Here is a 20578-nt window from a genome sequence, read left to right as displayed (position 1 = left end):
GTTGTCAGCGTGACCCCGGAACCAGACGCCGTCCCGGTGCCCGATCGCCGCCCGGTCGGCCCGGGCGTGGTGCGCCGGCTCATCGCCGAGCAGTTCCCGCGCTGGGCCCACCTGCCCGTCCGCCCGGTCGCGGTCAACGGCTGGGACAACCAGACCTTTCACCTCGGTGACCGCATGTCGGTACGGCTGCCCACCGCCCGCGAGTACGCGCTCGCCGTCGACAAGGAGCACCGGTGGCTGCCGATGCTCGCGCAGCACGTGCCGGTGCCGATACCCAGGCCCCTGGCGAAGGGCGCGCCCGGTGCCGGGTTCGCCTTCCCCTGGTCGGTGTACGAGTGGATCGACGGCGAGCCCGCCGGTGCCGGTGCCATCGGCGACCTCACCGAGTTCGCGCGCCGCCTGGCCGGTTTCCTGGGCGCGCTGCAACGCATTGATCCGGCCGGTGGGCCCGGGCCCGGGCTGCACAACTGGTTCCGGGGCGGGCCCCTGCAGGTGTACGACGCTCAGGCGCGACAGGCGATCGACCGGCTCGGCGGCCAGGTGCCCCGCGACGCCGTCCTGGCGGTGTGGCGGTCGGCGCTGGAGGCGCCCTGGGACGGGCGGCCGGTGTGGTTCCACGGCGACGTGGCGGTGGGCAACCTCCTGGTCCGTGACGGCGCTCTGGCCGCCGTCATCGACTTCGGTACCTGCGGCGTCGGCGACCCCGCGTGCGAACTGGCGATCGCCTGGACGCTCCTGTCCGGGGCGAGCCGCGAGGCGTTCCGCGCCGGGCTCGGCGTCGACGCGTCGACCTGGCGCCGCGGGCGCGGGTGGGCGCTGTGGAAGGCGTTGATCGACTACGGCGATCCGGGGGCGAAACGCGTCGTCGACGAGGTGCTGAAGGATTCGCTCAACCGGGAAGGGGGTCGTGGCGTCGTAGGTTCGTGACGGGGGTGCGGCCGGGCGTGCTCGGCGGCGGGAACCGCTAGTTCTGCCGCTCCCGCTGCTCGTCGCGCTGGCCCGCCTGCTCCGGTACCGCCGGGGTCGTGCCGTCGGCCAGCAGGGTGTGGCGGGCCGCCAGGGCGCGCAGCAGGTGCGAGATCTCCGCCTCCGGTACGCCCGCCCGGATGCAGGCCCGGCGCAGCGGTTCGTCCAGTGTGGACGTTCCCGGCGGCAGCGGGGTCAGGCGGCGGCCCGCGAGGTTCAGCACGCCCGCCAGGACGTGTTCGCGGCGGACCGGGGCCGGGGTCTCGCCCGCGCCGGGCAGGGTCGTGTGCCAGCGGCGCAGGCGGTGGGCCAGGAGCAGGGCCGCCGCGGCCAGGCCGGTCAGCACCGCGGCCGTCGCCAGCGCGGGGGTCACGTGGTCGCCGTGCAGGCGGCCGGCGGTGAGCACCAGCAGCGCGGCGGCGATCGCGGCGGCCCCGGCGCCGGGCAGGGCCGAGAGCGCGATCGGGGCGGGCGTGGCCGGCGGGTGTACCTGGGCCAGCGTGGTCAGCAGCGGGGCGGCGTGCGGCGGCCAGGTCCAGGGGCGGGTCAGCACGTCGTCGAGGAGCCGGCCGTACGCCGTGCCCCGCGTCGTGCGGAACACCTGCCAGCGGCCCGCGGCGAAGGTCGTCGCGTCGTGGTCGCGGCCCGCGAGGAGGGCCGTGGCCACGCCGCGGTCGAGCTGGGCGCGGTGGACCAGGGCCGTCGGCCAGCCCGGGTACGTCTCCCCGCGGTCGAGCAGCATGCGCAGGACGGGCGGCTCGTCGGCCGCGCGGGCGACGGCCTCGAAGTCGTGGGCGTCGCCGGAGGCCTCGGCGGCGGCGACGGCCGCGGCCGGGTCGCGCCGGGCCAGCAGGGTCAGCGCGGCGGACCCGGGGCCGCCGGTGGCCGCCATCCGGTGCAGCACCTCCGCCGCGGACGGCGCCGCCTCGCCGGAGGTGTCGCCGGGGTCGCCGGCGTCCAGCAGCGGCAGGAGGCACAGCAGCCGGGAGAGCCAGCGGGCGTCGCGGGCCGCGGGTGCGGTACCGGCCAGCGCCTCCACCTCGATGCGCGCGGCGCGGCGCACGCCGTCGTCGTCGGCCGCGCCGGCGGCCACGGCGGCGCGGAACAGCAGCCGGCGGTCGCTCAGCGCGGCAAGGTCGTCGATGATCCGCCACCGCTGCTCCTCGCCGGCCGACGTCGCGGCGCCGACGGCCTCGCTCATCAGGCCGGCGGGCCAGGGCCGCTGGCTGCGCAGGCGATCGGCGAGGGTGTCCCAGCTACCCTTCCCGCCGGCTGCGGATTCACCGGCCACGGGAAGTACCACCGCCGGAATGTGGAAGCCGGGGACGGGCTCGGCGTGCGAGAGGGTGACCACGGTCGAGTTGGGGGCCTCGCGCGTCAGGGGGCCGATCAGCCCGGCGATCGCGGCGCGGACCGCGCCGCCGGCGTCGTCGAGGCCGTCGAGCAGCACCAGGTACCCGTGCTCGGTCGCCTCGGCCGCGGTGATCGCGGCGAGGACGACGTCGGCGGTGACCGGCCCGTCGGCGGCGCTCCTGGCGAGGTCGACGTACACGGGGCGCTGGGCGGCGGCCGGGTCGGCGGCGGCCCGGCGCCAGGCCGCGCGCAGCAGCCAGGGCAGCGGGCGGGGCCCGGCCGGGCCGGGGGCGGTGAGCAGCCAGAGGCGCTCGCCGCGGCGGTCGAGCAGGGCGGCCGGGTCGGCGCGCTCCCCGCCGGGGCCGAGCAGCGCCGGCGCGTCGGCGCGGTCGCCGGGTCCGGCATCGAGGTGGTGGGCGGCTTGCCGGCGCAGCGCGCGCTGCGCTGCGTGCCGCTGCATCCGGTTCGCGGGCATCGACGTCGAGGCTCCGAACGATAAGGGACGATGGCCCCGTAATCGTGCGGCCGTCGATAACCGGGCGGAGCCGGAATGGCGCGGCATCCATCGAAAGGGGTAATCCGACCGCCCGGCCCCGCACAGGGTGTGCGACGCACGATACGCAGCGGGTTCGCCGGACGGGGACCCGTCGCACCCCAGGTCGGACAGGGTGTGCGACGGGGTCAGGCGAAGTCGGCGGCGATGCGGTTCGCGGCCGCCAGCATCTGCGACCCGACCGGCTCCACGCCGAGCTCGGCCAGCAGCAGCCCCGTCGAGACGCGCTCGGCGTTGCCCCACTCCCAGATCGCCCGCTCGTCGCGGCCGGTGCGCGCGGCGAGCCACCGGGAGCGGGCGCGGGGGTCGGCGGCGGCCAGGAGCTCCTCGGGGTCCTCGCGCATGAGGATCCCGAGGTCGTACTCCGCGTCCGCGCTCAGCCCGTCCGGGTCGACGAGCTTGAAGCGGCCGCCGGGCGCGCGCAGGGCGTTCCACTGCTGTACGTCGCCGTGTACGAGTACGGCCCGCTCGTCGTCGTGGGCCGCGGCGCGCCGTTCGCAGCAGGCGAGGGCGTGCTCGACGGTCCGCTCCGGGCACGGCCGGCCGGTGCGCTCCCAGGTGGCGGCGATGAAGTCGGCGAGCCAGCCGGCCTTCCACCGCCCGGTGGGCAGCCCCGAGCCGGGGGCCGGGCGCCACACCCGCACGGCCGCGTCGGTCAGGATTTCCAGACGCTGCGCCAGCGGTACCGCCAGATCCGACAACGCCGGCCCCAGCCGCTCCAGCAGCAGGGCCCCGCGCCCCTCGTCGGCGCGCAGCAGCCGGGCGCACCCGTCCCCGCCGGCCAGCCGCAGCACCGCGGCCTCGTGCCGCGCGTGCTCGCCGGCCCGCGGGACCAGCAGTTTGAGCACGGCATCGGTACCGTCGCCGAGACGCGCCGCCACCACGAGGGCCTCGGTCGCGCCGTCGTACACCTTCCCGGCGCACAGCCCCCAGTCGCGCTCGAGCTCGGCGACGAGCCGCGGCAGGCCGGCGAGCCAGTCGTGCGCCCCGGCCAGCACGGCCTTGCGCCGCACGATCTCGGGGATCACGCGCGCAGGTTCTCGCTGACGCGGTCCAGCAGCCCGATCAGCTGCCGGGACTCCTCGTCGCTGAACCCGCGCAGCGCCCGGGCCCCGATCGCGTCGAGGGCCTCGGGCACCCGCCCGCGCAGCGACTCCCCGAGCGGCGTGAGCACGATGCGCACGACCCGCCGGTCGGTCTCGTCCCGGGCGCGCGCGACGAGCCCGGCCGCCTCCATGCGCTGGGTCATCCGCGTGATCGTGGGCACCTCGACGTCGAGGCGGCGGGCCAGGTCGCCGGTGGTGAGGCCGTCCTCGCGCCAGAGCTGGTCGAGCAGGAAGTTCTGCCCGATGTGCACCCCGAGCTCGCGCAGCGCCTCGGCCGAGGCCGTCTTCATGCCCTTGGACGCGCGCTGGAGCGCGTCGCAGTACTCCCGGTCGACGGCCCTGCCCATGCCGGAACGATAGAGCACTTGACTTAACTTAGCCGACTAAGTAATTCTTTAGCCGACTAAGTTCTTTGCCCCGCGGGCTGATCGAAAAGTCGGGCGCTCCGCGCCGCGACTTTTCGGACTTTTCGCCCGACGGGGGATATGCCGCGATGCCGGGGAGGAAACTCATGGATCTGGGACTGCAGGGCCGCCGGGTGTTCGTGACCGGGGCCTCCGGGCGGATCGGCCGCGCGACCGCGATCGCGTTCGGCCGGGAGGGGGCGCGCGTCGCCGTCGGGTACCACCGCGACGAGGCCGGCGCCAAGGCCGTCGCCGCCGAGGCCGAGCGGGCCGGTGGGCACGCCGTCCCCGTGCGGGTCGACCAGGCCGACGAGGATGCCGTGGCCGAGGCGGTCGCGACCGTCGAGCGCGAGTTCGGCGGCGTCGACGTGCTGGTGAACAACGCGGTCGCGTGGCCGCCGTACCCGGAGCCCGGCGAGCGGTTCGAGACCGTTCCCGCCCGGCGCATGCGCGAGTCGGTCGATGCCAACCTGCTCGGCCCGTACCTGCTGGCGCGCGCCGTCGCCGGCGGCATGCGGCAGCGCGGCTGGGGCCGGATCGTGCACGTCTCCACCGGGCTCGCGGTCGACGGCCGGCCCGGCAGCGCCCCGTACACGACCCCGAAGGCGGGCCTGCACGGCCTGGCCCGCACCATGTCCCGCGAGCTCGCCCCCGACGGCGTGCTCACCAACGTGGTCATGGCCGGCTTCGTACCCGGCGAACGGCAGCTGCCGCCCGAGGTGCTGCACAGCGCCGCGGAGGCGGCCGCCACCCGGCGGGTCAGCACCGCGGAGGAGATCGCCGCCGTGATCGTCTTCCTGTGCTCGGCCGCGAACGGCAACGTGACCGGCGAGCTGATCCGGGCCGACGGGCATTTTCTGACCCCGGCGTAGGAACTTTCCGGGGCCGCGCGCCGACTACCCGCGTCAGTGCCGTCGTGGAGGATGGGAGGATCGGTCGCGTGCAGATTCGCCGAGTTCTGGGGTCCGTGTCCGTAGTGCTGGTGGCGAGCGCGGCCGTCCTCGCGCTCACCGCCGCGCCGGCGTCCGCCCACGTGGAAGTCAAGGCCGACAAGGCGCAGGCCGGCGCGACCGACGTGACCATCACGTTCAGCGCCGAGGCCGAGAACTCCAAGGCCGGCATCGCCTCGGTCAAGGTCGCGCTCCCGGCCGGCATCGCGCCTGCCGACGTCAGCTGGGTCTCGGGCCCGACGGGCTGGGCGCTGACCGCCGACGCGGACGGGTACACCGTCACCGGCCCGGCGCTGGCGACCAAGAAGGACGCCGAGTACGCGGTGAAGGTCGCGAAACTCCCGGCCGACGCCACCGAGCTGGCGTTCAAGACCCTCGTCAACTACACCGACGGCAAGGTCGACCGCTGGATCGACGCCGCCGGCACCGACAACCCAGCGCCTGTACTGAAACTCGCGCCCGCCGCGACCCCGGCCGCGCCGTCGGTCGCGCCCACCTCCGCGCAGCCGGTCGCCACGACCAACGCCGCGCCGGCCACCACCGGGGCCGACGCCGCCAACGACGAGGCCGACAGCTCCGCGACGCCCTGGGTCGTGCTCGCCGTGGTGGTCGTGGTCGGCCTGGCCGCCGTGCTGTTCTTCCGGTACCGCCGGCGCAACCGGGAGTCATGACATCCGTCATGGGGTTGCGGGTGACGCGATGCAGCCGCACCGGGATCGATCCCCGGCCATGCTGAGGGCATGACGAACGAAGCAGTCCAGCTGGCCGGCCTGAGCAAGCGGTTCGGGCCGGTCACCGCCGTCGACGGGCTGGACCTCACGATCCGCCGCGGCGAGGTGGTCGCGCTGCTCGGCCCGAACGGTGCGGGCAAGTCCACCACGATCGACATGCTGCTCGGGCTGCTGCGGCCGGACGCCGGCGCGGTCCGCCTCTACGGCGAGCCCCCGGTGAAGGCCATCGCCCGCGGCGCGGTCGGCGCGCTCATGCAGTCCGGCGGCCTGCTGCCGGATCTGACGGCCGGGGAGACGGTACGCCTGGCCGCCGCCCTGCAGCGCAACCCGCGCGACGTCGGCGAGGTCCTCGAGCGGGCCGGCGTCGCCGAGTTCGCCAAGCAGCGCGTCGGCGGCCTCTCCGGCGGCCAGCAGCAGCGCATCCGCTTCGCGATGGCCTTGGTGAGCAACCCCGACCTGCTGGTGCTCGACGAGCCGACGACGGGCATGGACGTGGAGACCCGCCGCGCCTTCTGGGCTTCGATGCGCGAGGAGACCGCGCAGGGCCGCACGGTGCTGTTCGCCACCCACTACCTCGAGGAGGCCGACGACTACGCCGACCGGATCGTGCTGCTGCGCTCCGGCCGGATCGTCGCCGACGGTACCTCCGCCCAGATCAAGGCGGCCGTGTCCGGGCGCACCATCCGCGCCACGGTCCCCGGCGCCGACCTCGCGGGCCTGGCCGGCCTGCCCGGCGTCGAGCGGGTCGAGACCCGCGGCGAGTCGGTGCTGCTGCACTGCGACGACTCCGACGCCGCCCTGCGGGCCCTGCTCAACGCCACCGCCGCGCACGACATCGAGGTCACCAGCCGCAACCTCGAAGACGCCTTCATCGCCCTTACCGTCGCCGGGAGCGCCAAGTGAACGCCACGTACCTCCGCCTCGAGGCGGTCCGCCTGATCCGCAACAAGCGCGCCGTGATCTTCTCCACCCTGATGCCGGCCCTGCTGGTGCTCATCATCGGCGGCGTGTCGGTCGGCGGGGACCCCGACGCCAAGAAGTACGTGATGGTGAGCATGGCCCTGTTCGGCGCCATGACCGCGGCCATGTTCAGCGGCGGCACCATCGCCGTGGAGCGCGGCCTCGGCTGGAACCGCACGCTGCGGCTCACCCCGCTCTCGCCGGCCGCCTACGTGCTCAACAAGGTGCTCCTGTCCCTGCTCGTCGCCATCCCGCCGGTGATCGTGACGTTCGCGATCGGCGCGAGCGCCCTGCACGTGCGGCTCACCGCGGCGGAGTGGGTGCTGTGCTTCGTCGGCGCGTGGATCTCGTCGCTGCCGTTCGCGGCGCTGGGGGTCGTCGTGGGGTACCTCGCGAAGCCCGACAGCGTGCAGCAGATCTCGGCGCTGCTGAACCTGACCCTCGCCGCCTTCGGTGGCCTGTGGGTGCCGGTGACCTTGATGCCGCACTTCCTGCAGGTCATCGCCAAGCTGACCCCGTCGTACTGGACCGGGCAGGTCGCCCGCAGCCCGCTCGACGGCGGCCACGTCGACGGCCAGGCGGTCGTGGTGCTGGTGGGCTGGACGGTGGGGCTGGGGATCATCGCCCTGCGCCGGTTCCGCGTGGACACCGCCCGCGCGTAGGTTTCGCTACCGTGTTCGACATGCCGAACGCCTGGCCCGCCCGCCGCTCCGCACCCAGGTTCTTCTGGCTGTGGGCGGCGGTCTGGCTGTTCTACATGATCGGCCCGATCGAGGAGGGCTGGCGGCGGCCCGAGCCCTGGGAGCGGATCGTCAGCCTGGCGGCCGCCGTCGGATTCTGCGCCGTGTACCTCACCGGGTTCATGGCCGTGCGCCGGCACTACCGGCTCACCGGCAAGCCACCGTCCCGCGGCCCGTACCTGGCGCGCCTTGGGGCGATGGTCGTCCTCGCCGCGACGCTGACCGCGATCGTCGGTGAGTCCGGGCTCACGACGCTGGTGTACATCGGCGTCATGGGCATCTTCGCGTTCCCCGGCCGCGCCGGGTGGAGCGTGGTCTTCGCCAGCGCCATGGTCGCCGGCGTCCTGCCGCGGGTCGTGCCCGGCTGGGACGGCACCTACGACCTGCTCTTCTCGGTCATGGTCGCGGCCTTGGCCGTGTGGGGCGTGACCCGCGTGGTGCAGCGCAACGCCCAGCTCGCCGAGGCCCGCGAGGAGATCACCCGGCTCGCGATCGCGGCCGAGCGCAACCGCTTCGCGCGCGACATGCACGACCTGCTCGGCCACTCGCTGACCGTCGTGTCGGTCAAGAGCGAGCTCGCGGGGCGCCTGGTGCAGCTCGCGCCCGAGCGCGCCGAGGCCGAGCTCGCCGACATCCAGCGGCTCGTGCGCCAGGCGCTCGCCGACGTGCGGGCGGCCGTCGCCGGGTACCGCGAGATGTCCCTGGCCACCGAGCTCGCCTCGGCCCGCAGCGCACTGGACGCGGCCGGCATCGAGGCCGACGTGCCGATCACCGGGGAGGCGGTCGACCCGGAGCGGCAGGAGCTGTTCGCGTGGGTGGTCCGCGAGGGCGTCACAAACGTCGTGCGGCACAGCGAGGCCAAGCACTGCTGGATCCGCCTCGACCGCAACGCGGTGGAGATCGGCGACGACGGCCGCGGCCCCCAGGGCGTCCCGGAGCAGCTTGCCGCGGACGACGCCGGCTCCGGCGGCCACGGCCTGGGCGGCCTGCGGGAGCGCCTCGACGCCGCCGGCTGCTCGCTGAGCATCGGCCGGCGCGACGGCGGCGGGTTCCTGCTGCGCGCCGCGGCCGCGTGACGGGTCACGTTATCGTCGGTGGATATCCCGACGGAGGTGATGGCGTTGCCCGCCGACACCCTCGGCAGTCCCGCGACCTAACGGCGCCGGGCCACGAGGGCGGCCGCGCCGGCCAGGGCGGCCGCGGCCACGGTCTGCACGCGGTAGTCGAGCGCCGAGACGGCCAGGCCGCCGAGCAGCAGCGCGGGCCCGGTCGGCACGAACATGACCGAGTTCGCGGTCGCCGCGGCCCGGCCCAGCGCCTGCTGCGGGATCAGCCGCTGCACCGCCGTGATCGCGGCGATGAGCGGCGCCGGCAGCCCGAGGCCGATCAGCACGCATCCTACGAGCACTGACCAGGTCCACGGGGTCGAGCGCAGCAGGGCCCCCGCGGCGAACAGGACCAGGCCCAGCGTCGCGTACCCGCGCTCGCCCCACCGCCGCATCAGCGTCCCCGCGAGCAGGCCGCCCGCGACCGAGCCGAGCCCCTGCGCCGGGGTCAGCACGCCCGCGTACGCCGGGGGCCGGTGCAGCGCTTCGAGCAGGGCGAACGTGGCGCTGCTGGACAGGCTGGAGGCCACCATCGCGGCCGCGCCGGCCAGGATCAGGGCCCGCAGGTCACGGTTGCGCAGCACCGCCACGTGAGCGGGCGACGGCGCGGTAACCGCAGCGACCGGTGCGGGGCCGGGCGGCGAAACACCGCCCGCAGCGACCGGTGCGGGGCCGGGCGGCGAAACAGCGCCCGCAGCGACCGGTGCGGGGCCGGGCGGCGAAACAGCGCCCGCAGCGACCGGTGCGGGGCCGGGCGGCGAAACAGCGCCCGCAGCGACCGGTGCGGGGCCGGGCGGCGAAACAGCGCCCGCAGCGACCGGTGCGGGCTCGGGCGCCCGCACGCGCAGCAGGCCGAAGGCGAGCGCCGCGGCGACGAAGGTGGCGGCGTTGAGCAGGGCCACCGGCGGCCCGCCGAGCCAGGCGAACAGGCCCGCCCCGGCCGCCGGCGCGAACAGCTTCATGCCCTCCGTGACCGTGCGGGTCAGGCCGTTGAAGTCGCCGCGCAGCCCGGCCGGCACCGCCGACGGCAGCAGCGCCGCCTCCGCCGCCTCGATCAGCACCGCGCCCACCCCGACCAGGGTCAGGCCGGCGAAGACGAGCCAGACGTGCCCGGCCGCGACCACCACCATGACCGCCCCCAGCGCCAGGTTCACCGCGACGAGCAGGCGGCGGCGGTCCACCCGGTCCGCGACCCCGCCCAGCACCGGGCCCAGCAGCAGGGCCAGCCACAGGCCCACGTTCACGACCCCGGCCAGGGCGTCCGAGCCGGTCGTGGTCTTCACCCAGACGCCCGCGGCCAGGGCCATCGCCGAGTCGCCGAAGCCGGAGACGAAGACGCCGCCGAGGTACAGCCGCGCGTTGCGGTCGCCGAGGACCCGAGCCGTCGCCCATGCCATACCCCCAAGCATATACTTGGGGGTATGGCCGACGATGTCCTGCGCGCGCTCGCCCACCCGCTGCGGCTGCGCATGCTCAACCTCATGTGGCCGGGGCCGATGTCGGCCGCCGAGCTGGCCCGGGAGCTGGCCGTCTCGCACGCCCTGGCCAGCCAGCACCTGCGGAAGCTCGCGAGCGCGGGGCTCGTCGAGCTGGCCGAGGAGCGCACCCGGCGGGGCGGGCACGAGCGGCGGTACCGCACCGTCGCCGGCTCCCCGCTGTCCGACCAGCGCGAGGGCACCGCGTTCCTGGCCGGGACCCTGGCCCACGGGCTGCGCGAACGGGCCGCCCGCCGCGACCCGGAGCACCCGGGCGTGACGACGGACGGCGAGCTCTGGGTGGCGCCGGAGGACTGGGAACGGTACCGCCGCGGAATCCAGGCCCTCGGAGACGCGCTGCACGCCCGGGCCCGCCCCGCGCACAGCCCCGGCACCGTCCCGGTCGCGGTGACCGTGCACGCGTTCAGGACACTGGATCAGGGCGGAGCGACACCACCGCCAGCCAGGTGAAGATGATCACGATCCCGGCGATGAAGCCGATCGTGAAGCCCGGCGCGCTGTTGCCCGAGGCGATGCCGGCGAACGCCAGCAGGAACGCCGTGCCGGACACCCGCGAGTAGAGCGCCGGGCCCGGGGGCTGGTGGCGGGCCAGCACCCAGGCGGCCGCGACGACGCACAGGAAGCCGATCGCGCCGGCCACGAGGTGCCCGATGCCGTGCCAGCTGACGGTGCCGGGGCCGTCGGGGGTGCCGGCCGGGAAGCCCAGCGCCGGGTCCGCGCGCAGGCACCCGGCGGCGATCATGCTCAGGCCGAAGACGCCGACGAGCCGGCCCGCCCAGCGGCTCTGCGGCACGGCCCGGGCGATGCCGGCGCCCGCGGCGAGCACGAGCAGGCCGGTGAGGACGAAGTTGGCGATCTGCAGCCAGCCGAGGGAGCCGTTGCTGAGCAGGCTCCAGGCGTGCCGGGTGATGTCGAAGCCCTCGCGGGTCAGGGCCTGGGCGAGGCTGACGCCGATGAACAGCGGCCCGGCGAGTACGCCGGCGATGCGGATGTCTCTCATACCCCCTCCTCGAACGGGAGGGGGCCGGTCCGACATCGCCCTACCAGAAATCTCCGGACCGGTAGTCGCAGGCCAGGACGCCGCCCGCCGGGGGACCGGCGACCGGCAGGACGTAGGTGCTGCCGTCCTCGTCCGGGGTCGCCACCAGCCCGCCGGGGGTTAGCACGGCGGTGGTACCCGGCCACAGCATCCAGCCGCGGCGCACGTAGAGCCCGGCGGCGCCCTCCGAGGCCGAGAGGGCGCCGATGTCGTACCCCGCGCGCACGATCCGCTCCGCCTCGTCGAGCACGGCGGCGGCGTACCCGAGCCGCTGGTGGCCGGGGTGCACGGCGACCGCCTCGAGGTACCCGGCCCGCAGCGGCACCCCGTCGGCCAGCAGCGAGCGCTGCACGACCGCGGCGTGGGCGACGATCCGCCCGCCGGACTCGAACAGCACGTGCAGGCCGCCGAGCGCGTGCGCCCAGTCGGTGTCGGCGAACCGCTCGCCGAACGCGGCGTCGAGCATCATGCGCAGCTGGGCGCGCTCGCCGGCGGTCAGGTCGGCGGTGTGGACGGTTCTCATCGCATCCTCGCCCTGCCCCGGAGTCTTCGGTAGCCGCGGCTCGCCGACGTCGGCGACACCCGCCCGCGGCACGAGCGGGTGCGCGTCGCCGGCCCCATGCGCGAACCTTAGCCGTACATCTTCGGCTCGACCATCACCAGCCAGTTGCCGCTGTCGTCGCGGAAGACGGCCTCGACGCCGTACGGGCGGTCCTCCGGCTCCTGCACGAACTCGACGCCCTTGGCCTGCAGCTCGGCGGCGGTCTTGCGGCAGTCGTCGACGCGCAGCCCGAGCCCGCCCATGCCGCCCTTCTCCAGCTGGCGGCGCACGAACGCGGCCGCGTCGTCGTCCAGCGGCGGGCCGGGCGTCATCAGGGTGACCTCGGGCTCGGGGTGGTTCGGGTGCTTCACGGTGACCCAGCGGAACTCACCCATGGTGACGTCCATGCTCGCCTCGAAGCCGAGCACGTTCACGTAGAAGTCGCGGGCCCTGTCCTGGTCGAGGCAGTACACGGTGACCAGGGAGATGTTGGTAATCATGGCCCGGACGTTACCGGGGGTGATCCTGCGGGCCTTCTCGAAAATTGCGAATCACTCCGGTCATGAACAGCCAGCAGCCGGGCACGTGGGGCGCGCCCGCCTTCGCCCAGCGGTTCCGGTACGCCGCCGGGCTCTCCCCGACCAGCCGCGTGAACTTCGCCGAGAACGAGCCGAGGCTGGTGAACCCGACCGCCATGCAGATCTCGGTGACGGTCAGGTTGGCGTTGCGCAGCAGGTCCTGGGCGCGCTCGATGCGGCGGCGGGTGAGGTACCGCATCGGCGTCTCGCCGTAGGTCCGCTCGAAGCAGCGCACGAAGTGGTACTTCGAGACGCCGGCGACGGCCGCGACCCCGTCGAGGTCCAGCGGCTCCTGGTAGTGCCGGTCGACGTGGTCGCGCGCGCGGCGCAGATGGGGCAGCAGTCCGACCGGCACCGTCACCTCCGTCACGGTACGCGGGGGTGCGCAACCTGTCCGTCGTCCGCTAGCGTGGCCGGGTGCTCGGCAACCAGAAGTCTCGATACGTCCTCCCGGCCGCGGCCGCGGTGGTGCTGCTCGGAGTGCTGGTCGGCGCCGTTGCGTGCGGGCGGCACCAGCCCGCGAGCGGCGCCCAGCCGGGCCTCCCCGCGGGCAGCCACAGCAGCGTCGGCCCGGTGCTGTCGGCGGAGCCCCCGGTCGTACCGACGTCGGCGGCCCCGCCGCCCCCGTCGCCCACGACCGCGAAGCCGACCCCGAGCCGGACGCCGTCGAAGACCGCCGAGGGCGCCTTCACCGTGCGTGCGCCCGGCACCGGCCACGGCCCGGCCGGCTCGCTGTCGCGCACCGGGGGCACCGCGGTCGCCCTGACCTTCGACGACGGCCCCGACCCGACCAACACGCCGGCGATCCTGCAGGTCCTGCGCGAGAACGGCGTCAAGGCGACGTTCTGCATGGTCGGCTTCCGCGTCCGCGACCATCCCGAGCTGGTCCGGCAGATCTACGCCGACGGCCACACGCTGTGCAACCACTCCTGGCAGCACCTCATCGACCTGGCCAAGCGCGACCCGTCGTACATCGACTGGGACCTGACCAAGACCAACGAGGCGATCCACGCCGCGGTGGGTGCGGACGCACCGATCAAGTACTTCCGCGCGCCGGGCGGCAACTTCACCCCGGACCTGGTCGCGAAGGCGAAGTCGATGGGCATGTCCTCGATCTACTGGGACGTCGACCCGCAGGACTGGAACCACAAGCCGGACAAGAACGACCAGGCCCACATCGACCGCGTGATCTCGCAGATCAAGGGCCACGTACGCCAGGGCTCGATCATCCTGTCCCACGACAACGCGCAACCGGACACCATCGTGGCGTACCGCCAGCTGATCCCCTGGATGAAGCGCTACTTCACCCTGGAGCGCCTGCCGGTGTGATCCGGTGCAGCACCACCCGCCGCACCTCGCCGGCCTCCAGGGTCGCGGTCATGTAGGTGCGGTGCGGCTGCCGGCGGCGGTCGGTCGGCGAGCCGGGGTTGAGCAGCCGCAGGCCGCCGGGGGCGACGGTGTCCCACGGGATGTGGGAGTGGCCGAAGACGAGCAGGTCCCGGCCGGGGTACCGCTCGGCGCAGCGCCGCTCGCGGCCCGTCGCGGGGCCGGTCTCGTGCACGACCGCGACGCGCACGCCGGCCAGCTCGGCGTCGGCGACCTCGGGCAGCCGGGCCCGCAGGGTCGGGCCGTCGTTGTTGCCGTGAACGCCGATGAGCCGCGCGGCCCGGGCCTCCAGGGCGTCCAGCAGCGCGATGTCGACCCAGTCGCCGGCGTGGATCACGACGTCGGCGGCGTCGACGGCGGCCCAGAGCACGGCGGGCAGGTCGCGGGCGCGCTGCGGCACGTGGGTGTCGGCCAGCAGGAGGATCTCCATGGTCACTCGGCGAACCCGCGCAGGAGCGCGGCCAGGCCGGCCTCGAACCAGGCGTCGTAGTACGGCGCCGTCTCCGGGGCCGGGGGGTCGCCGCCCACCTGGGCCAGCGCGTGGCCGAGGGTGAAGACCGCCACCGACTGCACGATCGTCACCGCCCGGTCGTCGTCGATGCCGGCCTGCGCGAACCCGGCCAGGAGCGGCTCGATGAGCGTGCGGCCGCGCTCCGGGTCGACCGGGTGCGTGGCCAGGAGGGCGACCGCCCGGGGGTGGCGCAGGAGCATCGCGCGGTACCCCTCGGCGAAGCTGCGCAGCGTCTCCGGCCAGGCGCGGTGGGGCACGAAGTCGACCGTGGCGACGAGTTCGTCGACGACCGCGGCGAGCACGGTGTCGCGGGCGTCGAAGTGGCGGTACAGCGACATCGCCGTCACGCCCAGGGCCGCCCCCAGCCGGCGCATGGTCAGCGCCTCGAGCCCCTCCGCGTCGATCACCCCGACCGCGGCCACCAGGATGTCCTCTCGGTGCAGCTGGCGGGGGCGGCCGGGGCGGCGCGCGGCTTCGGTCACCGCCCTCACATTACGGTCGCCAGGACGGTTGTCGCGAGCATCGCCGCGGTCAGCGCGCCGACCACCATGTGCTGCACGTCGATGACGACCCCGTGGCCCTCGGTCGGCAGGATCTTCAGCGTCCGGCCGTACTCCCGCTGGTACCGCTCCCGCTGCTCCGGCGTCGTGCGGCCGAAGTACGGCACCCACCAGCTGCGCACATGGCCCAGCACGGTCAGTGCGCACAGCGCCAGCGCGACGGCGAGCGACCAGGGCCGGTGCACGGCCACCCCGGCGGCGATGAACAGCGGGAACGGGTAGTTGATGAACGCGGCCAGGACACGGTCGCGGAAGTTGTCGCGGCGCAGGTCGTTCAGCGGGTACATCGGCACCCACTCCGTCACCACGAGCCAGAGCAGCCAGACGACGGGCACGGCAACACCCAGCAGGATCGGCATCACAGTTTCCTTACGTTGTAAACATACGGTGTACACAAACTATGGGCCATCTCCTCCCGGCGCGCAAGAGGGACCGCTTTGGCCTAGAGTCGGTGCCATGGAATGGCTGCGGAGATGGCCGGTGTACCGGCAGCTCACCGGGCCCGATCCCACGGGCCGCGGCGAGGCCGTGCGCTCGCCCCGGACCGACGCCATCACCGCCCGCACCACCCAGGCCGACTCGGTCGTCCAGTCCGTCTGCCCCTACTGCGCCGTCGGCTGCGGCCAGAAGGTGTTCGTCAAGGACGGCAAGGTCACCCAGATCGAGGGCGACCCCGACAGCCCGATCTCCCGCGGCCGGCTCTGCCCCAAGGGCTCGGCCAGCAAGAGCCTCGTCACCAGCCCGCTGCGGGCGACGAAGGTGAAGTACCGGCGGCCCTACGGCACCGGGTGGGAGGAGCTCGACCTCGACACGGCGCTGGAGATGATCGCCGACCGGGTCGTCGCCGCCCGCGCGGAGACCTGGCAGGACGAGGACGAGGAGGGCCGGCCGCTCAACCGCACGCTGGGCATCGCCAGCCTGGGCGGCGCGACGCTCGACAACGAAGAGAACTACCTGATCAAGAAGCTGTTCACCGCGATCGGCGCACTGCAGATCGAGAACCAGGCGCGCATTTGACACTCCGCCACCGTCCCCGGTCTGGGGACCAGCTTCGGTCGCGGCGGCGCCACGGGATTCCAGCAGGACCTGGCGAACGCTGACTGCATCGTGATCCAGGGCTCGAACATGGCCGAGGCCCACCCGGTCGGCTTCCAGTGGGTGATGGAGGCCAAGACCCGCGGGGCGAAGGTCATCCACATCGATCCCCGGTTCACGCGCACCAGCGCCGTCGCCGATCAGTTCGTGCCGATCCGGGCCGGGTCGGACATCGCGTTCCTCGGGGGTGTCGTCAACTACATCCTGAGCAACGAGCTGGAATTCCGGGAGTACGTCGTCGCGTACACCAACGCGGCCACGATCGTGCGCGAGGAGTTCCGCGACACCGAGGACCTCGAGGGGCTGTTCTCCGGCTTCGACGACAAGACGCAGGCCTACGACCCGTCGTCGTGGCAGTACGAGGGGCACCAGGACGAGGAGCAGGAGCACGGCCACGAGACGCGGGAGACCGCGGGCGGGATCCAGCACGAGTCCCACGGATCGCCGGTGCCGGCCGAGACGCAACGGGACGAGACGCTGCAGCATCCGCGGTGCGTCTACCAGATCCTGAAGCGGCACTTCGCGCGCTACACGCCCGAGGTCGTCGAGCAGGTGTGCGGCGTCGCGCCCGCGGACTTCGCGGCCGTCTGCGAGGCGTGGACGCGCAACTCCGGGCGGGAGCGCACGACCGCGCTGGTGTACTCGGTCGGCTGGACGCAGCACTCGGTGGGGGTGCAGTACATCCGCACCGGCGCGATCATCCAGCTGCTGCTGGGCAACATGGGCCGGCCCGGCGGCGGCATCATGGCGCTGCGCGGACACGCCAGCATCCAGGGCTCGACCGACATCCCGACGCTGTTCAACCTGCTGCCGGGCTACCTGCCGATGCCGACGGCGGGCAAGCACGACACGTTCGACGAGTGGGTCGACGCGATCCGCCACCCGGGGCAGAAGGGCTACTGGGGCAACGCCCGCGCGTTCGCGGTCAGCCTGCTCAAGGCGTATTACGGCGACGCCGCGACCGCGGAGAACGACTTCTGCTACGGGCACCTGCCGCGCATGACCGGCGACCACGGCACCTACCAGCAGGTGCTCTCCATGCTCGACGGGAAGATCAAGGGGTACTTCCTGCTCGGCCAGAACCCGGCGGTCGGCTCCGCGCACGGGCGGGCCCAGCGGCTGGGCCTGGCCCAGCTCGACTGGCTGGTGGTCCGCGACCTGTACGAGATCGAGAGCGCCACGTTCTGGCGCGACGCCCCCGAGATCGAGTCCGGCGAGATCGTCACCGAGGAGTGCAAGACCGAGGTGTTCCTGCTGCCCGCCGCCTCCCACGTGGAGAAGGAGGGCACGTTCACCCAGACCCAGCGGCTGCTGCAGTGGCGCCACAAGGCCGTCGACCCGCCGGGCGACTGCCGCTCCGAGCTGTGGTTCTTCTACCACCTCGGCCGGCTGGTCCGGGCCCGCCTGGCCGGCTCGACGCTGGACCGCGACCGGGCCGTGCGCGACCTGACCTGGGACTACCCCACGCACGGGGTGCACGGCGAGCCCTCGGCGGAGGCGGTCCTGCGGGAGATCAACGGGTACCGCGTCGCCGACCGCGAGGTGGTGTCGGGCTTCCTCGAGCTCAAGGACGACGGCTCGACGGCCTGCGGCTGCTGGATCTACTCCGGGGTCTTCGCGGGCGGGGTCAACGGCGCCGCGCGGCGCACGCCCGCGTCCGGGGACGACCCGATCGGCCTCGAGTGGGGCTGGGCGTGGCCGATGAACCGCCGGATGCTGTACAACCGCGCCTCCGCCGACCCCGACGGCCGGCCCTGGAGCGCCCGGAAGTCCTATGTGTACTGGGACGCGGCGAAGGGCGAGTGGACCGGGCCGGACGTGCCCGACTTCGAGAAGACCAAGCCGCCGTCGTACCGTCCGGAGCCGGGCACGGCCGGGCCCGCCGGGATCGCCGGCGACGACCCGTTCGTCATGCAGGGCGACGGGAAGGGCTGGCTCTTCGTGCCCTCCGGCCTCGTCGACGGGCCGATGCCCACACACTACGAGCCGGCCGAGTCGCCGGTGCAGAACCCGCTGTACAAGCAGCAGGCCAACCCGACGCGCAAGCGGTACCAGCGCTCCGAGAACCCGATGAACCCGGCCCGCAGCGACGTCTTCCCGTTCGTGTTCACCATCAGCCGGCTGACCGAGCACCACACCGCCGGCGGGATGAGCCGCACCCTCGACTACCTCTCCGAGCTGCAGCCGGCGATGTTCGTCGAGGTCTCGCCCGCGCTCGCCGCCGAGCGGGGGCTGACCCACCTGGGCTGGGCGCACGTCGTCACCAGCCGCTCGGCGATCGAGGCCCGGGTCATGGTGACCGCGCGCATGCGTCCGCTGCGCATCGACGGGCGGCCGGTGCACCAGATCTGGCTGCCGTACCACTGGGGCGGCTCCGGCCTCACGACCGGCGACTCCGCGAACGACCTCGTGGGCATCGTGCTCGACCCGAACGTGCTCATCCAGGAGAGCAAGGTCGGCACCTGCGACGTGCGGCCCGGGCGCCGCCCGCGCGGGACCGCCCTGCGCACCCTCGTCGACGACTACAACCGGAGGGCCGGGCTGTGACAATCGGGCAGACACCGCAGCGGATGGGCTTCTTCACCGACACCAGCGTCTGCATCGGCTGCAAGGCCTGCGAGGTCGCGTGCAAGGAGTGGAACGCGATCCCCGCCGACGGCCTCGACCTGCTCGGCATGTCGTTCGACAACACCGGGCAGCTCGACGCGAACTCCTGGCGGCACGTCGCCTTCATCGAGCAGCCTGTGCCTTCCCGATCGGCCGGCGACGACCCGGGGGACATGCGCTGGCTGATGATGTCCGACGTGTGCAAGCACTGCACGCACGCGGCCTGCCTCGACGTGTGCCCGACCGGGGCGCTCATGCAGACCGAGTTCGAGACCGTCATCGTGCAGGCCGACATCTGCAACGGGTGCGGGTACTGCGTGACCGCCTGCCCCTACGGCGTGATCGACCGCCGCGAGAGCGACGGGCGGGCCTGGAAGTGCACCCTGTGCTACGACCGCATCGGCGACGGGCTCATGCCGGCCTGCGCGACCGCGTGCCCGACGCAGTCGATCCAGTACGGGCCGCTCGACGAGCTGCGCGAGCGCGCCGCGGCCCGCCTCGAGGAGCTGGACCGGCCGGAGGCGCGGCTCTACGGGCACGACCCGGACGACGGCGTGGGCGGGCAGGGCGCGTTCTTCCTGCTGCTGGACGAGCCGGAGGTGTACGGGCTGCCGCCGGCCCCGGTCGTCACGACGCGTAACCTGCCTCGCATGTGGAAGCGGGCGGGGCTGGCCGCACTCGCGATGGCGGCGGCGACGGCCGTGTCGTTCCTGGGACGGCGCCCGTGACCCAGCGCTTCGACGCCGACCCCGGCGCCGACCCCGGCGCCAACGACGGCGCCTGGCGGTCGTCCGGCGAGCGGCGGCCTTCGAACGATCCGGTACCGAGGGGCGGCGCCGGACGTTCCCGCGCGCGCGACGCCGACGGCTCGGGTGTCCAGGGGCGCGACGCCGACGGCTCGGACGTTCAGGGGCGTGACGGCGGGGAGCTCGGGACACGTTCCGGGGAGCGGCGGCCGCGGCGGGAGCACGGCGGCGAGGACGTGCAGGTGCCGCGGGCGGACTTCCGCTCGTACTACGGCCGGCCCATCGTCAAGACCCCTGTGTGGCGGCACGACGTTCCCGCCTACCTGTTCACCGGCGGGCTGGCGGCCGGCAGCGCCCTGCTCGCCGCCGGCGCCGACCTGACCGGGCGGCCGCGGACCCGCCGCGCGGCCCGGCTCGCGGCGCTCGGGGCCCTCGGGGCGAGCACGTACTTCCTCATCAACGACCTCGGCCGGCCCGAGCGCTTCCACCACATGCTGCGCGTGGCCAAGCCGACCTCGCCGATGTCGATGGGCACGTGGATCCTCAGCGCGTTCGGCGGCGCCGCGGGTCTCGCGGCCACCACCGAGGCGCGGCCGCGCGGGTTCGTCGGCGGCGCCGGCCGGGTCGCGGGTCTCGGCGCGGCCGCCCTGGCCCCGGCGCTGGCCACCTACACGGGCGTGCTCCTCGCCGACACCGCCGCCCCGTCGTGGCACGCCGCGCGCGACGACCTGCCGTTCGCGTTCGCGGGCAGCGCCCTGGCCAGCGGCGCGGCCGTCGGGCTCATCGCCGCCCCGACCGGCGAGGGCGGACCGGCCCGCACGCTCGCGGTCGCCGGGGTCGCCCTGGAGCTGGCCGCGACGCACCGCATCGAGCACGGGCTGGGGCTGCTCAGCGAGCCGTACCGCACGGGCCGGGCCGGCCGCCTCCTGCGCGCCGCGCGGCAGCTCAACCTCGCCGGCGCCGCGGGCGCGCTGCTGGGCCGCCGCAGCCGGCTGCTGTCGGCGCTGTCGGGGGCGGCGCTGCTGGCCGGCTCCCTCGCCACCCGCTTCGGCGTCTTCGAGGCGGGCATGGCCTCGACCAAGGACCCCAAGTACGTGGTGGAGCCGCAGCGCGCGACCCCCTGAAGGGCTGTTCAGGGGGTCGCGGCGAA

The 20578-nt window shown here is 74.3% G+C and carries 22 protein-coding genes; 11 read left to right on the top strand and 11 right to left on the bottom strand.

Translation table 11 applies throughout. From position 1 onward, the window contains the following. Nucleotides 1-9: 9 nt before the first annotated feature. The gene (locus ACPPVO_RS40440) at nucleotides 10-927 is read left to right on the top strand and encodes an aminoglycoside phosphotransferase family protein (RefSeq protein ID WP_426503862.1); all 918 of its coding nucleotides are present in this window, start codon (nucleotides 10-12) and stop codon (nucleotides 925-927) included. A gap of 37 nt (nucleotides 928-964) precedes the next feature. Here ACPPVO_RS40440 and ACPPVO_RS40435 read toward each other — a convergent pair whose 3' ends face one another. The 3 genes from ACPPVO_RS40435 to ACPPVO_RS40425 all read right to left on the bottom strand — a co-directional run bounded on the left by ACPPVO_RS40435 (nucleotide 965) and on the right by ACPPVO_RS40425 (nucleotide 4325). Continuing rightward, a complete protein-coding gene (locus tag ACPPVO_RS40435; protein WP_426503861.1) occupies nucleotides 965-2794 on the bottom strand; it encodes a hypothetical protein in 1830 nt (609 codons plus the stop codon). Between the two features lie 206 nt (nucleotides 2795-3000). After that, nucleotides 3001-3900 carry an aminoglycoside phosphotransferase family protein gene (locus ACPPVO_RS40430; RefSeq protein ID WP_426503860.1) on the bottom strand — a complete coding sequence of 300 codons (900 nt, stop codon included), beginning with the start codon at nucleotides 3898-3900 and terminating at the stop codon, nucleotides 3001-3003. Continuing rightward, on the bottom strand, nucleotides 3897-4325 hold the full coding sequence (locus ACPPVO_RS40425) for a MarR family winged helix-turn-helix transcriptional regulator (RefSeq protein ID WP_360372490.1): 429 nt from the start codon (nucleotides 4323-4325) through the stop codon (nucleotides 3897-3899). The genes ACPPVO_RS40430 and ACPPVO_RS40425 overlap by 4 nt, the downstream gene beginning before the upstream one ends. 164 nt (nucleotides 4326-4489) lie before the next feature. Between ACPPVO_RS40425 and ACPPVO_RS40420 the strand changes: the two genes are divergently transcribed. The 5 genes from ACPPVO_RS40420 to ACPPVO_RS40400 all read left to right on the top strand — a co-directional run bounded on the left by ACPPVO_RS40420 (nucleotide 4490) and on the right by ACPPVO_RS40400 (nucleotide 8839). Then, nucleotides 4490-5254 carry an SDR family NAD(P)-dependent oxidoreductase gene (locus ACPPVO_RS40420; RefSeq protein ID WP_426503859.1) on the top strand — a complete coding sequence of 255 codons (765 nt, stop codon included), beginning with the start codon at nucleotides 4490-4492 and terminating at the stop codon, nucleotides 5252-5254. 95 nt (nucleotides 5255-5349) lie between these two features. Further along, nucleotides 5350-6003 (top strand): DUF1775 domain-containing protein, encoded by a 654-nt coding sequence (locus tag ACPPVO_RS40415; RefSeq protein ID WP_426503858.1) that lies wholly within the window; start codon nucleotides 5350-5352, stop codon nucleotides 6001-6003. 69 nt (nucleotides 6004-6072) lie between these two features. Beyond that, nucleotides 6073-6966: an ABC transporter ATP-binding protein gene (locus ACPPVO_RS40410; RefSeq protein WP_426503857.1), complete on the top strand. Its 894-nt coding sequence runs from the start codon at nucleotides 6073-6075 to the stop codon at nucleotides 6964-6966. Then, on the top strand, nucleotides 6963-7685 hold the full coding sequence (locus tag ACPPVO_RS40405) for an ABC transporter permease (protein WP_426503856.1): 723 nt from the start codon (nucleotides 6963-6965) through the stop codon (nucleotides 7683-7685). Before ACPPVO_RS40410 ends, ACPPVO_RS40405 begins: the two co-directional genes overlap by 4 nt. Nucleotides 7686-7705: 20 nt before the next feature. Then, a complete protein-coding gene (locus ACPPVO_RS40400) occupies nucleotides 7706-8839 on the top strand; it encodes a sensor histidine kinase (protein ID WP_426503855.1) in 1134 nt (377 codons plus the stop codon). 77 nt (nucleotides 8840-8916) lie between these two features. On the opposite strand, the gene ACPPVO_RS40395 is transcribed toward ACPPVO_RS40400, so the two are convergent. Beyond that, nucleotides 8917-10266 carry an MFS transporter gene (locus tag ACPPVO_RS40395; RefSeq protein WP_426503854.1) on the bottom strand — a complete coding sequence of 450 codons (1350 nt, stop codon included), beginning with the start codon at nucleotides 10264-10266 and terminating at the stop codon, nucleotides 8917-8919. Between the two features lie 24 nt (nucleotides 10267-10290). Here ACPPVO_RS40395 and ACPPVO_RS40390 point away from each other — a divergent pair, with 24 nt between their 5' ends. Beyond that, nucleotides 10291-10815: an ArsR/SmtB family transcription factor gene (locus ACPPVO_RS40390; RefSeq protein ID WP_426503853.1), complete on the top strand. Its 525-nt coding sequence runs from the start codon at nucleotides 10291-10293 to the stop codon at nucleotides 10813-10815. Here ACPPVO_RS40390 and ACPPVO_RS40385 read toward each other — a convergent pair. From ACPPVO_RS40385 to ACPPVO_RS40370, 4 genes are all read right to left on the bottom strand, one after another. Then, entirely contained in the window at nucleotides 10769-11365 is a 597-nt protein-coding gene (locus ACPPVO_RS40385) for a DUF998 domain-containing protein (RefSeq protein WP_426503852.1), read from the bottom strand. The two genes, ACPPVO_RS40390 and ACPPVO_RS40385, sit on opposite strands and share 47 nt — an antisense overlap. Nucleotides 11366-11405: 40 nt before the next feature. Continuing rightward, entirely contained in the window at nucleotides 11406-11927 is a 522-nt protein-coding gene (locus ACPPVO_RS40380; RefSeq protein ID WP_426503851.1) for a GNAT family N-acetyltransferase, read from the bottom strand. 107 nt (nucleotides 11928-12034) lie between these two features. Then, nucleotides 12035-12445, bottom strand: a complete 411-nt coding sequence (locus tag ACPPVO_RS40375; protein WP_360372541.1) for a VOC family protein — start codon at nucleotides 12443-12445, stop codon at nucleotides 12035-12037. Nucleotides 12446-12455: 10 nt separating this feature from the next. After that, complete coding sequence (locus ACPPVO_RS40370; protein ID WP_426503849.1) at nucleotides 12456-12884, bottom strand: helix-turn-helix transcriptional regulator; 429 nt, start codon at nucleotides 12882-12884, stop codon at nucleotides 12456-12458. A gap of 56 nt (nucleotides 12885-12940) precedes the next feature. On the opposite strand from ACPPVO_RS40370, the gene ACPPVO_RS40365 reads away from it, so the two are divergent. After that, nucleotides 12941-13852, top strand: a complete 912-nt coding sequence (locus ACPPVO_RS40365; RefSeq protein ID WP_426503848.1) for a polysaccharide deacetylase family protein — start codon at nucleotides 12941-12943, stop codon at nucleotides 13850-13852. Here the strand turns inward: ACPPVO_RS40365 and ACPPVO_RS40360 are convergent. From ACPPVO_RS40360 to ACPPVO_RS40350, 3 genes are read right to left on the bottom strand one after another with little or no spacing between them, the layout of a single operon-like run. Continuing rightward, entirely contained in the window at nucleotides 13827-14339 is a 513-nt protein-coding gene (locus ACPPVO_RS40360; RefSeq protein WP_426503847.1) for a metallophosphoesterase family protein, read from the bottom strand. The genes ACPPVO_RS40365 and ACPPVO_RS40360 overlap by 26 nt on opposite strands. Nucleotides 14340-14341: 2 nt before the next feature. Then, a complete protein-coding gene (locus ACPPVO_RS40355; RefSeq protein ID WP_426503846.1) occupies nucleotides 14342-14902 on the bottom strand; it encodes a TetR/AcrR family transcriptional regulator in 561 nt (186 codons plus the stop codon). 5 nt (nucleotides 14903-14907) lie between these two features. Beyond that, complete coding sequence (locus ACPPVO_RS40350) at nucleotides 14908-15339, bottom strand: hypothetical protein (RefSeq protein ID WP_426503845.1); 432 nt, start codon at nucleotides 15337-15339, stop codon at nucleotides 14908-14910. Nucleotides 15340-15436: 97 nt separating this feature from the next. Here ACPPVO_RS40350 and fdh point away from each other — a divergent pair, with 97 nt between their 5' ends. The 3 genes from fdh to nrfD are packed head-to-tail and all read left to right on the top strand — an operon-like array spanning nucleotide 15437 to nucleotide 20552. After that, nucleotides 15437-18622 (top strand): formate dehydrogenase, encoded by a 3186-nt coding sequence (gene fdh, locus ACPPVO_RS40345; protein ID WP_426503844.1) that lies wholly within the window; start codon nucleotides 15437-15439, stop codon nucleotides 18620-18622. A gap of 23 nt (nucleotides 18623-18645) precedes the next feature. Then, nucleotides 18646-19410 carry a 4Fe-4S dicluster domain-containing protein gene (locus ACPPVO_RS40340; RefSeq protein WP_426514785.1) on the top strand — a complete coding sequence of 255 codons (765 nt, stop codon included), beginning with the start codon at nucleotides 18646-18648 and terminating at the stop codon, nucleotides 19408-19410. After that, nucleotides 19407-20552, top strand: a complete 1146-nt coding sequence (gene nrfD / locus ACPPVO_RS40335) for an NrfD/PsrC family molybdoenzyme membrane anchor subunit (protein ID WP_426503843.1) — start codon at nucleotides 19407-19409, stop codon at nucleotides 20550-20552. The genes ACPPVO_RS40340 and nrfD overlap by 4 nt, the downstream gene beginning before the upstream one ends. Nucleotides 20553-20578 lie beyond the last annotated feature (26 nt).

The sequence above is a fragment of the Dactylosporangium sp. McL0621 genome (assembly GCF_049995355.1).
GTDB lineage: Bacteria > Actinomycetota > Actinomycetes > Mycobacteriales > Micromonosporaceae > Dactylosporangium.
This window is presented reverse-complemented; position numbering and strand designations above follow the sequence as displayed.